The 13,609-nt window shown below is 65.7% G+C and carries 12 protein-coding genes and 3 pseudogenes; 10 read left to right on the forward strand and 5 right to left on the reverse strand.

The features are described from left to right. Positions 1 to 531: 531 nt before the first annotated feature. The 3 genes and pseudogenes from AC1RVW_RS15955 to AC1RVW_RS15965 all read right to left on the reverse strand — a co-directional run. Positions 532 to 809: pseudogene (locus tag AC1RVW_RS15955) on the reverse strand (transposase); the annotation flags it as partial. A gap of 47 nt (positions 810 to 856) precedes the next feature. Further along, entirely contained in the window at positions 857 to 1,231 is a 375-nt protein-coding gene (locus tag AC1RVW_RS15960) for an Imm1 family immunity protein (protein ID WP_216639195.1), read from the reverse strand. Positions 1,232 to 1,581: 350 nt separating this feature from the next. After that, on the reverse strand, positions 1,582 to 1,959 hold the full coding sequence (locus AC1RVW_RS15965; RefSeq protein WP_493201025.1) for a helix-turn-helix domain-containing protein: 378 nt from the start codon (positions 1,957 to 1,959) through the stop codon (positions 1,582 to 1,584). Between the two features lie 66 nt (positions 1,960 to 2,025). On the opposite strand from AC1RVW_RS15965, the gene AC1RVW_RS15970 reads away from it, so the two are divergent. The 4 genes from AC1RVW_RS15970 to AC1RVW_RS15985 all read left to right on the forward strand — a co-directional run bounded on the left by AC1RVW_RS15970 (position 2,026) and on the right by AC1RVW_RS15985 (position 5,772). Then, positions 2,026 to 2,589, forward strand: a complete 564-nt coding sequence (locus AC1RVW_RS15970; protein ID WP_493201090.1) for a helix-turn-helix domain-containing protein — start codon at positions 2,026 to 2,028, stop codon at positions 2,587 to 2,589. Between the two features lie 267 nt (positions 2,590 to 2,856). After that, a complete protein-coding gene (locus tag AC1RVW_RS15975) occupies positions 2,857 to 3,819 on the forward strand; it encodes an ArdC family protein (RefSeq protein WP_493201027.1) in 963 nt (320 codons plus the stop codon). A 629-nt stretch (positions 3,820 to 4,448) separates the two neighbouring features. Next, positions 4,449 to 5,102 (forward strand): JAB domain-containing protein, encoded by a 654-nt coding sequence (locus tag AC1RVW_RS15980; RefSeq protein ID WP_106937785.1) that lies wholly within the window; start codon positions 4,449 to 4,451, stop codon positions 5,100 to 5,102. 277 nt (positions 5,103 to 5,379) lie between these two features. Next, a complete protein-coding gene (locus AC1RVW_RS15985) occupies positions 5,380 to 5,772 on the forward strand; it encodes an ATPase (RefSeq protein WP_493201029.1) in 393 nt (130 codons plus the stop codon). 497 nt (positions 5,773 to 6,269) lie between these two features. Here AC1RVW_RS15985 and AC1RVW_RS15990 read toward each other — a convergent pair whose 3' ends face one another. Next, on the reverse strand, positions 6,270 to 6,860 hold the full coding sequence (locus AC1RVW_RS15990) for a hypothetical protein (RefSeq protein ID WP_493201031.1): 591 nt from the start codon (positions 6,858 to 6,860) through the stop codon (positions 6,270 to 6,272). Positions 6,861 to 7,204: 344 nt separating this feature from the next. Here AC1RVW_RS15990 and AC1RVW_RS15995 point away from each other — a divergent pair. The 4 genes and pseudogenes from AC1RVW_RS15995 to AC1RVW_RS16010 all read left to right on the forward strand — a co-directional run. Further along, positions 7,205 to 7,506: pseudogene (locus AC1RVW_RS15995) on the forward strand (DUF2958 domain-containing protein); the annotation flags it as partial. A 514-nt stretch (positions 7,507 to 8,020) separates the two neighbouring features. After that, positions 8,021 to 8,845: a prephenate dehydratase gene (locus tag AC1RVW_RS16000; RefSeq protein ID WP_106938482.1), complete on the forward strand. Its 825-nt coding sequence runs from the start codon at positions 8,021 to 8,023 to the stop codon at positions 8,843 to 8,845. Positions 8,846 to 8,884: 39 nt separating this feature from the next. Further along, the gene (locus AC1RVW_RS16005) at positions 8,885 to 9,535 is read left to right on the forward strand and encodes a PhzF family phenazine biosynthesis protein (RefSeq protein WP_493201033.1); all 651 of its coding nucleotides are present in this window, start codon (positions 8,885 to 8,887) and stop codon (positions 9,533 to 9,535) included. Positions 9,536 to 9,914: 379 nt separating this feature from the next. Continuing rightward, positions 9,915 to 10,250 carry a DUF3237 domain-containing protein gene (locus AC1RVW_RS16010; RefSeq protein WP_493201035.1) on the forward strand — a complete coding sequence of 112 codons (336 nt, stop codon included), beginning with the start codon at positions 9,915 to 9,917 and terminating at the stop codon, positions 10,248 to 10,250. Between the two features lie 354 nt (positions 10,251 to 10,604). On the opposite strand, the pseudogene AC1RVW_RS16015 reads toward AC1RVW_RS16010, so the two are convergent. After that, positions 10,605 to 11,315 (reverse strand): annotated as a pseudogene (locus AC1RVW_RS16015) (ATP-binding protein). 364 nt (positions 11,316 to 11,679) lie between these two features. Here AC1RVW_RS16015 and AC1RVW_RS16020 point away from each other — a divergent pair. Continuing rightward, on the forward strand, positions 11,680 to 12,255 hold the full coding sequence (locus AC1RVW_RS16020) for a hypothetical protein (protein WP_253819736.1): 576 nt from the start codon (positions 11,680 to 11,682) through the stop codon (positions 12,253 to 12,255). Continuing rightward, positions 12,248 to 13,354 carry a relaxase/mobilization nuclease domain-containing protein gene (locus AC1RVW_RS16025; RefSeq protein WP_081266183.1) on the forward strand — a complete coding sequence of 369 codons (1,107 nt, stop codon included), beginning with the start codon at positions 12,248 to 12,250 and terminating at the stop codon, positions 13,352 to 13,354. Before AC1RVW_RS16020 ends, AC1RVW_RS16025 begins: the two co-directional genes overlap by 8 nt. Positions 13,355 to 13,609 lie beyond the last annotated feature (255 nt).

The following is a 13,609-nucleotide window of genomic DNA, read 5'->3' on the forward strand; positions in this document are numbered from 1 at the left end:
TTGTCCGCCTGGTGCGAGCAGCGTCGTGGCAGCAGAACTTTCTCAACTCGCCACTATCCCATCGAAGCATTCGATGATGCGTGACAAGCAGACCTTGTCCTGTTGGCGCCGCCCAAGAATTGGTCCTCGATTGAAGGGGCAGCATCTGACGTCCTCGCTTTACTCGTGGCAGTTTTTCCAGGGATGGTCTGCAGAACGTGGTTTGCAATCGCAGCGGATTGAATTGGGTGACGGCGAGCCATGCGGGCGATCAATTTCAACATGGTTTCGCGGCACCAGACACGCTCACATGGGCTTTATCAGCCAGATTCGAGTGCTGCAAGCGCCCTCCGCACTTGGCACGGGTGTTCGACCTTGGCTCGGATGCTGGCGTTCATCTTTTTCACCCACTCGGCCACGAAGTCAGGTTCAATGAACGGATTCAGCAGCCTGCGATTGCCCGGGCGCATCGCCACGTGCCAGGTCCGTCCCGCAGCCTCCGCTCACTTGTGCGTGCCCCGATAGACCGAGTCGCCGAATGCCGCGTGCATCGAACTCTCGGTACAACGCACATCGTGCAGTGCTTCCTCCATGGCAGCGTCGCTCGACCCGAACCATTGCTGCATATGGTGAATCCGCAGCATCGTCTCGACGGCAAAGGTTGGGCGTCCTGTCCTGGCCCGCGTGCTGTGCGGCTCGACAATTTACTCCAGCGCATTCCACTGAACCAACCGATCCATCTCCTCAAGGAACTCGCGCTTGCGTGCCTTCTTCGTCGACAGATTCGGGCCCAAGCCGAGTCGTCTCGGCGGCGTAACGTGTTGGGCAATTCTGGGTTTGGATCTTGCACTGAACGTACTGGCTCTGAAGACCGTCACTATTCCTCATGCCACGTGATGCATTCGGGCCTCGCGCCATCGTTCAGATAGAAGTAGGCGATAGCCTTGTAGCACTGCTCAAGATCAATGCACCACGACAGCGGGTACTCATCAACCTGTCCGTTATTCAACACGAAATTCTCGTCCCCGAGTCGGCCTGGCTCACCACACGATCTGAAGCCACTGTCACCTGATCCTCGAAGGTACATCAGCCAAGCGCTCTGGCCATTGCGCAGCATGCACATCGACGGGCCCTCCGGCACTGACACCCACAGCTCGAACTGTGGAACGGCGTTGACCAAGTCAAAGTAAACATCCAGTTGCTCGAGCGAGGCTGCCTCCAGAGAACGGCCATTGAGCATGATTTCGATCACCCTTCGGCTCCTATCGTTTTGAACATGATAGGTTGTCCCGCGGTATGCAGGCCCTCTCTCGTACAACTAGCAACGCATCAAGAGTTCACTGGGCGCTTGCAGCCCCGTCGAGTACCGAGGTGCCCTTGGGATCGCCGCACCCCCCGTGGGTCAGGATTCCATGGAAATCAACAGAAGGTGTTGTTGATGCAGGCGGGGCGAGCGCCGCAGCGGCGCTTCGGTGCCATATTTTTACTATCGATCCGCTCTTGGGTCTGCGGTGCGTGCAAACGCACCCCGGGTGTAGTGCGCCTTGGTGCGCGCTTCACGTAAGACGAATTTCTATGATCGCCTCGGAAGAGAGACGGCATTTACTCTTCAAGAAGCTGATACGGCCTGAGCTCCAATGCCACTGCGAGACGCTCAAGATTGTCAAGTGAAATGTTGCGAGCCTGACGTTCAACGTGAGCGACGAAGGTCCGATGCAGTCCTGCCTCGAACGCCAGGGCCTCCTGTGACCATCCCCTCAATCCGCGCTGCCGGATCAAATTCAACGCAAGCACTTCTCTTGCCGAGGCTGCGGGTTGCTTCGAAGAATTCCTAGAACTAGTCACAGTGGAAGTCTTCGAGAAAGATGCTTTTAAGTCAGCCTTGTTTGAGTCACAATCAATAGACCTGCTTAATGCTTCTGCGATGGGCCTGTGTTCATGCGAAATGTCTGGCTTCCATCTCCGTTTCCTACGGGGCACTTGCCGAAGCTGCCGGCGTCGATCACGCGCGCGCGGCCCCAGCGACCCGCACCTGTTGTACGCAGCCTGTCCGCCGTTCGTATTGGTGCGCAGGTGAGGGCACTTCGCATGGCGGCGGGGCTGTCTGGCGGGCAACTGGCGCTAGCGTCGGAGATCTCGGCCTCAATGCGTTCGCGCATCGAGCGCGGATTGGTCTCGCCTTCGGTGGCGACGCTGGAGCGGCTCGCGCAGGGCTTGCAGGTGCCCGTGTCGCGCTTTTTCGGGGATCCGGCCCGGCGCACGGACTTCTGCCATGTGCGTGCAGGGCAGGGGCTGGTGGTCGATCGCATCGGCGCCGTGGCGGGCTACCGGTATGAGCTGCTCGGACACTCGCTGTCGGGCAACCTGTTCGTGGAGCCCTACCTGGTCACGCTGGTGCCGGAGGCCGGGCCGTACGCAACCTTCCAGCCCCCGGGGCTCAAGAGCCTGTACTTCTTGTCAGGGGCTGTCACCTACCGCTACGGTTCGAAGGCGTTCGAGGTGAATGGGGGGGACACGCTGCTGGTCGATGCGACGGCGCTGCATGGCATCGAGGCGATCCATTCGGGTCCGGTGTCGTACCTCTCGGTGGTGTTCACGCTCAGGGCGTAGTCGAGGCCTTGTCGGGCTTGCCCTGGGGCCGATGTCCGACAGAGGCATCGCTCGCGCTTGTGATGTCGGGGAAGGTATCGCGGGTCCGACGTTCGGTCAATTCTCGCGCTGCGGCGCGCTCTGCTGGAGGTATCTGCCATGCATGCGAGTCCTTCGTTGTCATTGACGCCAGTTCCTTTTGTGCGCAAGCGTGATCTCCGGGCTGCCGCAGGTGAGGGGAGATCGGGTAGCCTGTTTCGCGGCGGTCGTCCTCGCGGGCGCGGGGATATGGATGTCCAGCGGGTCGTGACCGAACGGGTCGCCGCAGTGCTTGCTGCGGGCGAGTCCGTGTTCCGCGATCGTTGGGGGCGCGCGGCGATGCACGGGATGCCGCGCAATGGGCGGACCGGGGTGCCGTACCGTGGCATCAATGTGCTGTTGCTGCTGGAGGTTATGGCCGCACAGGGCTATACCTCCAACGTGTGGCTGACCTACCGGCAGGCCGCCGGCCTCGGCGCCCAGGTGCGCCGGGGAGAGCTGGCAGTGCTGTGCGCGCGGTTCGCGCGTAGCGGGCGTGGTGGTGCGGGAGGTGGCAATCCCGCCGGGGATGTGGAAGGTCCGAAGGCGGGGAGGGCGCGGGGTGTGCCGCGGTCGCGCGGCGTGCTGCGGTGCGAGCCGTTCTGGCTCTTCAACGTCGCGCAGATCGATGGGCTGCCGCCCGAGGTTCTCGCGCGCTGCGCCGAGGAGGCGACGCTGCCGTCGTCCTTCTCGCCCGTCGAACGTGTGCTGCGCCTGCTGTGCGGCTACGACGCGGTCATCCGCCATGGTTATGAACGCGCCGCCTACCTGCCGGTGCTCGACGAGATCCGCCTGCCGTGGCCCGCGAGCTTCGCGAGCGCGCAGGCCCACTGCGCGGCCTTGCTGCGCGCGCTGGTGCACTGGAGCGGCCATGCGAGCCGGCTGGACCGCGACTTCGGACGCTGCACGGGCGAGGCGGCCTGGGTATTCGAGGAGCTGGTGGCCGAACTCGGCAGCATCCTCCTCATGGGCCACTGCGGCCTGACCGGGGCGGGCATGCAAGGGCATGCCGCCTCTTCCTGTCTCGATGCGTGGCTGCGGATGCTGCGCAGCGACCCGAGCGCCATTTTCGCAGCCGCACGCGATGCGAGCGCAGCCTTCGCGTTCATCGTTGCCAGGGAGATGCCGCAGCTAGCACCATTGGGCTCGTCCCGGCCGTTCGATCGTGGCTGAGAGGCGGTTTCGCTCATGGGCTGCCAGGGCACGGGGCCGCATCGTCGCTGCCGTATCGTGCGGTCCTTGACGGTTCTGATCGATCACCGAATGCGGCCTCAAGGGGCCGGTGCCAAGGTGGTCGAGGCGAGGGCAGAGGGCTCGCCTCGGTTCGACGCGCAGACACTGCCCGGGATCGAGGCGAGCGAGGTCCGGCCGGTGCCGTCGCGTCGATGGTGTTCACGCTGAGAGGGAGGCCCCCGAAGCGGCACCTCACAGTGGTCACGGACAAGGCTTGACGGTTCGATCGCGCGCTGCCGCTGCGCCTGGATCGCTGGGGAGGGTGCGGGGGCTGCGCCTGCGCCCCCTGGGCATCCTGTTCCTGTCGGACCTACCTGCGGCCTGTGACGGCGCTCGCCGCACGGCGGCGAATGGGGTCGGAGGCGGGCACCTCCGTGGCCTCTTTTCGGGTGGGGGAGGGCTTGCCTGTGAGCCCTGAGGCTACCCCCTCGTTCTCGCGTTCAAGGCCCTGCGCGCGCTTCGCGTGCTCGGCGCGTGCCGCGCGCCTGCGGCGGCCCTGAGCGCTGCGCTGCGAGGGGGTGGCGGGGTCTCGCAGGCAATCCCGCCTGTGTCATCCACAGGAGTTCGTCATGAACACATCCTCATGCCCCGTCGATCCTTCTGCGTCCGGGCCGTCGTCGCTTTGTTCCGCCGCATCGTCCGGCGTCTTCACGGCACGCGAGCTGGGCGTGCTCGACGCGCTGCGTCCGTTTCTCGGTGCCGAGGCCGAGGGGCTGTACACGGCGCAGGGCCGCTCGCTGCACAAGCTGGTCTGTTTTGCGCAGGACTCTTCGCTGCCGGGGTGCGCGCAGCTGCTGTGCGGGCTGCGCTTGGCGCGGGAACTGCTGGCCGAGGAACTGCGCCCGGGCGAGGCGTTCCGGTCCCTGTCGGCCGTCTCGGACTACCTCAAGCTGCACTTCGCGGGACAGGCGCACGAGAGCTTCGCAGTCCTGTTCCTCGATGCGCGCCACGCCTTGCTGGCCTTCGAGGACCTGTTTCGCGGCACGCTGACCCAGACGGAGGTCTACCCGCGCGAGGTGCTCAAGCGCGCGCTGCGGCACAACGCGGCGGCCGTGATCCTGGCGCACAACCACCCTTCGGGCGCGGTGGAGCCGTCGGCTGCGGACCTGGACGTGACCGAAGCCCTGAAGGCGGCGCTGGCACTGATCGGCGTGCGCGTGCTCGACCACTTCGTGGTCGCCGGCAACCGGGCGGTCTCGATGGCCGAGCGCGGCCTCGTCTGAGCGAGACCGGGGGCGCTGGGGCGCCCCTGGGTGTGCGACATCCGGTCGGGCCGTGCGATGGACGCGTCGGTCCGTGTCGCCCCGTGCCGCACCCAGAAGCGGGAAGGGGAGGGCGGTCTTGCTGTGGCCTTCACCGTAGCACGGCGTTCTCGCCGTCAAGGGCTGCGCGCCGCGGTGCGGCGCTGGCGGCCTGGCGGCCGTCGTCGACCCCTGACTGCTGCGCTGCGCCGTGCGGTCCCGGCGGCGGGCAATTCCGCCCGAACAACCGGAGATCGTCATGAACGAGAAATCACACGTTTCGCTGGAACAGCACCTCTGCCTGGTATGCGGCCTCGGCTTCGATACCGGCGGCATCCTGTTCGACAGGCGCCTGCGCCAGAGCATGGAGCGCCACACCGTGACAGGCTGGGGCCTGTGCGACGCGCACCGCAAGCTGTTCGAGGAAGGCTTTGTCGCGCTCATCGAATGCGACCCCGAGCGCAGCGGCGTGCCGGCGGACCAGCACCACATGCGGCCCGAGCAGGCCTGGCGCACGGGGCGGCTGGCGCATCTGAAGCGCGAGGTTTTCGCGAGGGTGGCCGACATTGCGCTGGCGCCCGATGTGCCCTGCGTCTTCGTCGAGCCAGGCGTGATCGAGCGGCTGCAGGCGATGGTGGGGCCGGCGGATTGATGCCGCGCTGAAGGCTTGATGCGCCGCTTCGCCGAGCTCGAGGCGGCGCTTCCCTTCGGCGACGGTTGCAAATCACGGGCTCCGTTGCCCGACGGGCATGCACGAAAACCCAAGCAGGTGCTGGCGCATGCCCGAAGGAGGAGCGCAGAAACAAGGCGGGCCAGCCGTGCGCTGACGCGTGGGCTGGCGGTGCGTGGATGTGCTTGTTGGCTCCTTCATCGTGGCACACCGTTCTCGCCGTCAAGGTCTGTGCGCGCCTCTTGCCTCTTTCGCTGCGGCGCGCTGGCGGCCTCGTGGCCGTCGCTCGAACCCTCCGCGCTGCGGCGTGCCGGCGCCGGCCAGCAACCGGCGCTCACCCACGCGTGCAGGTCTTCGGCCACTTTGACTAGCTCGGCAACCTGGCGGCGCGACTGGCCAGCCGCGGTCTGGTCAGACGATGGGGCGGCCCCGAGAGAGGGGGCGGCAAGAACCAAAGCGGGCGCAGGTCCCGCGTGCCATCAGAGATTGGCGTTCTTCTTCGATTTGAGCGACGCGCTGCATGCATCGAAATTGTCGAACTCGTACTCCAGGTTGATCGAGTACTTGCCGGCACTTGTCGCGATCGCTTCCACGGCGATCCTCGAGACCTGATCGATGGGCGGCGTGGGCGTCCAGAACGCGACGAGCTTTCGCTCCTTCTTGGCGAGCGACATCGTCCAGTCCTTCGGTTCGTTCCAGATGCTTCCGGAGCGCAGGTAGTCGAACTTCTCGGGCGCGCCGTACTTCGAGGTCAGGGCCTCCTGCCAGGAGCGGAAATCGCGCCGGATCTCGTCACCGTATGCGCTGGATTGGGCGATCGGTGTCCACGCCGCGATGCGGCACAACCCGGTGGTGGTGCCGAAGATCAACCGGTAGCCGTCGAGGTCGGGATGACCGTTGGGAAGGCGGCTCACCGTGTAGACGCCTTGCTGCTCGGTGGGCTTGAGCTGTGCGACCTTGCCCACAGTCTCGACCGTGTCTCCTGCATTGAGCCCGAAGGGGCCGGCGGCTGCCGTTATGGCTGCCGCGGTCATGCAGATTCCGATCAGCCATCCCGCTTTTTTCTTCATTGCCTCGCTCCTGTGAATAGAGGTCGATCCTAACCGCGTGCGCTCACGCGACGACATCCGGGGGCCGTGGGCTGCGCTTCGCGGGCGCGGCCCGCATCGGCTCGCTTCGTGGCCGCCTGAAGAAGCAGAAAAGAAACACGGCAAGAAGCAAGGCGGAAGGGGGATGGCTGGCTTGCTGTGGGCGCCTTCAGCATGGCACGTCGTTCTTGCCGTCAAGGGCTGCGCGCGCCTCTTCGTGGCGCGCTGGCGGTGCGCGGGCCGTCTTCGAACCCTGACCGCTGCGCTGCGGCGTGCCCGAGGGCGGTGCCGGGCAATCCCGCCCTCAGCCGTTCAAGGAGAACGCCATGGCTGCTTCCATCTTTCCCTTCCTCACCGACGCGCAGTTCGACCAGCTGGTGGCCAACGGCCTGACCGCGAGGGCGCAGGCGGATTTCGATCCGCTGTCCGTGGTCAAGCTGTTCACGCCCGATGCGGGCGCCACCTGGCTGCTCAGCGAGATCGACCTCGAGGATCCCGACATCGCGTTCACCCTGTGCGACCTCGGCATGGGCTTTGCGGAGCTTGGGCTGCGTGAGCCTTGCGGAGCTGGCCGGGCTTGCGCGGCATGCTGGGGCTGCCGATCGAGCAAGACCTTCGCATGGCCGCCTGCTGCGCGTGCGACGCGCCGATCGCACGGCGGTTTCTCGGCAACGGGGGGGCGGAACGAGGTCGCCTGCGCATTCATTGCAAGTGCCAGAGATGCCTGCGCTTGAAGGGGCCGCGATTCCGCTGCCGGACCGCGGGCTGTCGACGCACGGGCCAGCGCACGTCGGGACGCTGGCGCCGAATACCAGCCATCACTCCTGATCGAAGGCACACGGAAATCTCGTCGGACATTGTCATTCTGATCGGCTGCGCTCGCGCGTCCGGCTTGCGTGGGGTTTCCCGCGGCGCAATGCCGATGAGCCTGGCGCCCGGAAGAGCGGGGCATGCCGACGTGCGGCAGATGCATGCCATGCAAGCGTTGCGGGAGATGTCCCGCACCCGGATCATGGCGTCGTCCCTGATTCAGATGTGCAAGCTGCCTGGCTTCCGTTGTCCAAGGACCGCATTTCGCTTTGCTGCCTTCTTGTCTTGCACCGACCATGAAAATTCCTTCCCAATGCGCCGCCGTGATTACCATGCTGTCCATGAGTCTCTGCACCGCCGCCGGTGTACGCACCGGCTACCTGGGGCCGGCCGGCAGCTGGACCCACCAGGCCTGTCTCGAACTCTTCGGCGATGCCGACCTGATCGCCCTCGACGGGGCCGCGCTGTTCGAGGCGATGCGCGCGAAGACCATCGAGCGCGCCTGTGTGCCTGTTACGACCTCGGTGGTCGGCGCCACACCCTACCTGGACGATGTGCTGGCGCTGGAGAACGTTCAGGTGGTGGCTGAGTACCCCAAGGTGCTCGGCTACAGCCTGCTGGCGAAGCCGGGGGCCGGCCGGGAGGACATACGCACGGTCGTTGCCCATCCTGTGGCATTGCAGGAGGTCAAACCCTGGCTGGACCAGCAGATGCCGCATGTCGAGCGCCGGCCCGCGGCCAGTGCTGGCGCCGCGGCGCAACTGGTGGCACAGGCGACGGGGTTGGACATGGCGGCGATGGGGCCGCCGAGCGCGGCGCGCATCCACGGGCTGAAGTCGGTCGCCGACGGCATCGAGGAGGGACCTCACAACACCACACGCTGGTGGGTGCTGGGGCACGCACTGCCCGCGCCGAGCGGCAACGACAAGACCAGCCTGCTGCTGACGGTCGACGAAGCCCGCTTCCAGCGTTCGCTACAGGCGCTCGCGAGGTCGGCCCGGGTGCTCGCCATTTACGAACGCCCTGGCAAGCAGTCGCTGGATGGGCACCGGTATGTGGTCGATGTCGCGGGTCATGCGTCGCAGCCGCAGATCGTCCAACTGCTGGCGAAGCACGCAGAGTTCCGGCTTCTGGGCTCCTATCCTCGAAGGTATTGAATCCTGTATGCATGCGCGTCTGTCCGGCAGGTTGAAGAAGTGCCGCTGAACTGGTCGAGGACCCTGCTGAAAGGCGGCTGGCGGGTGCGTTACTTTGCGCCTGGAGTGGAAGTGGCGTTCTGCGGGCACGCGACCATCGCGCTCGGTGCCGTCCTGGCGATGCGACTGGGCGACGCCCGCTATGCCCTCCAACTCAATGCCGCCCGGATCAGCGTCAAGGGGCGGCGCGACGGCGCACTGCGCCAGGCCGCGCTGCGACTGTTCACGCTGCACGGCGGCGACCTGGATCCACGGATCCCGCCCGCCATCGCCAATGCCGGCATCGATCACCCGGTGCTGGCGCTGCGCAGCCGCGAACGCCTCGCGGCGATGCACTACCAACTCGAGGTCGGGCGCGCGCTGATGACTGCTGAGGGCATCGGCACCATCGACCTGATCCATGCCGAGACGCCGCGCCTGATCCATTCGCGCAATGCCTTCGCCATCGGCGGCGTGCTTGAAGACCCGGCCACCGGCGCGGCCGCCGCGGCGCTGGGCGGCTATCTGCGCAACATCGGCTGGCCGCACGCAGGCGCGATCGAGATCGTGCAGGGTGACGACATGGGCATGCGGTCGCGCCTGCACGTCGGCATCACGCCGGAGCGGGGGGCGAGCGTGCGGGTGTCGGGTTGCGCGCACGTGATGGGCTGAAGCGTTGGTGCATCGGCGCCCGGGCTGGGCGCCCGAGTAAGTCCCGACTATTTGATTTTTTCTATAACCATGATCGACAGTGCCCGGCGCGCTGATCCCGCGTGGCGCCGGCTTCCAGGAGACCGCCGGATGACGCCTTCGCTCACCACTTCCTTCGCGCCCGCCGGGTCACGCCGCCAGCTGATGCTGGCCGGCCTGGCCGCCGCGGTGTCCGGCTCGGCCGTTGCCGCCACCCCGGCCGACGCACCCTCGGCCGCCGTCACGCCCACCAGCGCCGGCATCCCGGTCGGGCTGCCGCGCACTGAGTTCGTCTACGAGTCGATCGTCGACCTGTCGCCTTCGCTGCCGCTGGGCGCATCGCCCCTTCGGCGAGCGCTTCATGGTGCCGATCATCGGTGGCAGCTTCGAGGGGCCTGGCCTGCGCGGCAAGGTGATGGCCGGCGGCGCCGACCGCCAGTTGCTGCGCCACGACGGCGCCAAGAACCTGGATGCGATCTACGAGCTGAAGACCGAGGACGGCGTGATCATCTCGGTGCGCAACACCGTGCTTTCGCGCTCGCCCAAGGACGGACCGCGCTACTTGTTCTCGACCCTGCAAATCACCGCGCCCGAGGGCAAGTACGGCTGGCTGAACGACTTCGTCTATGTCGGCACACTCAATTCGCTGCGGCCGGAGCGCGAGGCGGTGGTGATCCGGGTCTACAAGGTCGTCTAGCTTGTTCAAGCGGGAGCGCCGCGCTCGAACGGCCCCAACTGTTGGCGCGGCGTAGATCCGCTTCAATTCGGCGGCGAGGCGGCGGGTTTGCCGGCCGCGTGAGTCGCAAACGCTGAGGGCCCGTGAGAGGCCCGCGTTGCATTGGAGGAGTCGCGGTAGCTCAGAACGGTTCGTCCGGATCGAAGGACGACTCAGGCGGGTGCTGCACAAGCTGTTCCCGCCAGGCCTGCTGCGCGGCCGATCCAGACATCGACCACAACTGCTCGCGCAGCACATGCAGACACGCGAAGACGGCCAGGGCCTACTGCGGCGTCCAGTGCGTGCGTAGTGGCGGTGGTGCGGCGCCTGGCGAGCTCACGACTTGCTCCTGCCAGACTTGCCCGAGCGCTGCCCGGCGCGCGCGGCGAGCCGCTCCTGAGCTTCCTTGGCGCAATAGGACTCGCCCTCGATACGCACGACCTCGACGCGGTGCATGAGGCGGTCCACGAGCGAGACGACGCGCGCCGCGTTGGGGAAGACCTCGCCCCAGTCTGCGAACGCCTTTTTCATTGTCACCACGGTACTCTTGTGCTGATCGCGGCGGCTCACGAACTCGAAAAGCAAGTCGGCGTGACGGTTCGAGCAGGACAGGTAGCCGACCTCGTCGATGAGCAGTACGTCGGGCGCGGCGTAGCGGCGCAGCTTGCTGCGCAGGGCCGCGTCGCTGTCCGGGGCGGCGAGGTCTCCCAGCAACTGCCCGGCGATGACGAACAGCGCCGTTTGACTGGAGAGTATGGCCTGGCAGCCCAGGTTGCAGGCGCACATCTTCTTGCCCACGCCGTGGGTGGCGTCGGCGAGGAACTGCAGCGTCATGAGTTCCTCGATGACCGAGCGATCGACCTGCGTGGGCCAGCTGCAGTCGAAGTCTGCGATGAGCTTGAACTGCGTGATATGCGTATCGCGCAGGCGCCGCTCGAGGCTTCACCGGACGCGCTCCTGGGCCTGCCAGCCCAGCCACTGCGCTACGCGCCGTGCGGCATCGGCCTCAAGGTGCTGGATGCCGTGAAGGAGGTCAGCGACATCGATGCCGCGCAGGCCATGGCTAGCCTTAAGCTCAGCCGAGCTCTTGGTGCACTGCGCCGTCAGCTTGGAAGGCTCGCGCTGGCTGCCCGCACCGCTGCACGTGATCTCGGAGTCGACGCCAGATGAGGCGTCGTAGTCGATGTTCGGCGCGCCGAACATCGAGACGCGTTCGGCCTGGCGACAGGGGGGAGAGGCGGCAGCGGTGACGGCGGGCGCGCCCTGGTTGAAACGGGGCGGGGGCGCGCCTCCCTGCACTGCCGCGAGGGGGCGGTGAAGGTCGTGGGCACGCGTGCTGAGCGAGGTTCTTGTGCGGTGATGAGGGCAGGATAGACTGCCGTCAGACGTTGTTAACAGCCATGGCGTTGCGATGACCAAGCCCTCTCGATCGAGCGTGATTGGTGTCCGGGTGCAGCCTGAAGCGAGGGCGCGGTTCGCCGCGCTGGCCGCGCGCCATGAACTCAGCGAGGCAGGGCTGCTCGCCGCGATGATCAACGAAGTGGTGAAGACCAACGACCCGGTGACATGCGGGTCAGCCACGCGGTCGCTCACCCCCGTTTCGATCGCCCCTGACCCTCTCGAAGATCGCGTCACACTGCGGCTTCGCGAGGGTGATCGAAGGCTGGCAGCAGAGCGAGCCGCTGCCCGTCGAATGAAGACCGGCACCTACTTGGCCATGTTAATCCACAATCATGTCCGTGGTCCGGCGGTGTTGCCCCCGAAGGAACTAGACCAGATCAGGGTGACTTGTGCACAACTGGCCGCGCTCGGACGGATGCTTCGGATGTTCGGCATGTCGAACAGCTCGGCGGCGGCAACGTCTGAACTGATCGAGGTGATCACACTGGTCCGGAAAGAAGTCGAGAGGGCATGTGAAGTTACGGCTGCTGTTGTGCGCTGGAACCTTGTCAGCTGGGAGACCGGCAGCGAGATGGGTCATGCCTAAGCAGACGGTCCGGCTCGGGCGCAGCAATTGCGGCCCGGCTCGTGCAATGAGCGACATGGCGCTCGATATCGTGAGCTATGGCCGGCGAGGGCCGGGGGGCAACTTGCGCTTTGGCGTCGACCAGATCGCACAAATCAAGCGCACTGTGACCCGCACACCTGAGGTGATGGTGAAGGTTTCTGGTGGTGGACGAGATGTGGCCGGGGTCGGCGCGCATCTGGGCTACATCGGCCGGCACGGCAAGCTGCCGATCGAAATCGATGACGGACTGACGCTCCAGGGTCGAGGCGCGGTCCAGGAGATCGCGTCGGACTGGCAACTGGACCTTTGCAGGAGCCAGTACAAGCCCAAGTCGACCAGAGATCGGAAAGACCCGCGTGCAAAGTTGGTCCACAACATCGTGTTGTCGATGCCGGCTGGCACGCCGGCGGAAAAGGTTCTGGCCGCATCGCGCCTGTTCGCGCGCGAGAACTTCGCGCTGCAATACCGCTATGCCATGGTGCTGCACACCGATCAGCCGCACCCGCACGTCCACCTGGTGGTCAAGTGCGAGCATGAGTTCGAACTCGGCAAGCGTCTCTATATCCGCAAGGACACGTTGCGGCGATGGCGAGAGCAGTTTGCCGCCCTGATGCGCGAGCAGGGCGTGGCAGCCAATGCGACGCCGCGACAGATTCGGGGGCAGATTCGCAAGCCGTTCAGAGACGCGATGCTTCACCGATTGCGGGCGCTTCGAACGTTTGAGCAGTTGCCGAGCGGCGAACGGGCGGCTCGCAAACCGCCGAAGACTTCAGTCTTCATGCTCCTGAAGCTGAAAGGCGTGCTTCAGGCCCTACGCTCAAGACGCAGTGTCTTGGACATTGGCAAGGATGTGATGCAACGTACACGAGGAGCCGTGGTCGCAGACTGGCTTGCCACGGCAGAGGTGCTTCGAAGGCAAGGGCAGGGCGATCTGGCGGACCGTGTTGATCGCTTCATCGCGCGCATGCCGGTCGTAGAGACCGATGCGCGGCGAATGGCCGATCGCTGGAGCGAGCAGGTCAGAAGCCAAGCTTCGGAGCGCACGAGTACCAGATCAGCGGACGAGCAGGCCCGGTAAGCCCGTGAGCGACGGCTGCCGCCAAGGCCTCGGCGTGAGCTGTCGCCGATGGCGGTGTATCCTGCGATTCTTTCCCGAATGAATGCAAGCCTCGGCTGTCAAGTGACGAAAGCTGAGCAGGCATCTGTTGCTGCGGCTGGCGTCCTTTTTGTTCATGGCAAGGGGAGTAGCTTTAACAGTGGGCGGGCGCCATGAGCTTCCTGTTCGATGTGAGACGGGAGCTTCTGCGTCGGACAGGCGAAATGGATGTCCGGA

This window comes from Variovorax sp. MPBD4-3, from assembly GCF_058809745.1.

Excerpts from the sequence above, each read along its gene's own strand:
- AC1RVW_RS15975 (WP_493201027.1), top strand. The coding sequence starts at position 2,857 with ATGGATGTCCAGCGGGTCGTGACCGAACGGGTCGCCGCAGTGCTTGCT.
- AC1RVW_RS15980 (WP_106937785.1), top strand. The coding sequence starts at position 4,449 with ATGAACACATCCTCATGCCCCGTCGATCCTTCTGCGTCCGGGCCGTCG.
- AC1RVW_RS15985 (WP_493201029.1), top strand. The coding sequence starts at position 5,380 with ATGAACGAGAAATCACACGTTTCGCTGGAACAGCACCTCTGCCTGGTA.
- AC1RVW_RS15990 (WP_493201031.1), bottom strand. The coding sequence starts at position 6,860 with ATGAAGAAAAAAGCGGGATGGCTGATCGGAATCTGCATGACCGCGGCA.
- AC1RVW_RS16000 (WP_106938482.1), top strand. The coding sequence starts at position 8,021 with ATGCTGTCCATGAGTCTCTGCACCGCCGCCGGTGTACGCACCGGCTAC.
- AC1RVW_RS16010 (WP_493201035.1), top strand. The coding sequence starts at position 9,915 with ATGGTGCCGATCATCGGTGGCAGCTTCGAGGGGCCTGGCCTGCGCGGC.
- AC1RVW_RS16020 (WP_253819736.1), top strand. The coding sequence starts at position 11,680 with ATGACCAAGCCCTCTCGATCGAGCGTGATTGGTGTCCGGGTGCAGCCT.
- AC1RVW_RS16025 (WP_081266183.1), top strand. The coding sequence starts at position 12,248 with ATGCCTAAGCAGACGGTCCGGCTCGGGCGCAGCAATTGCGGCCCGGCT.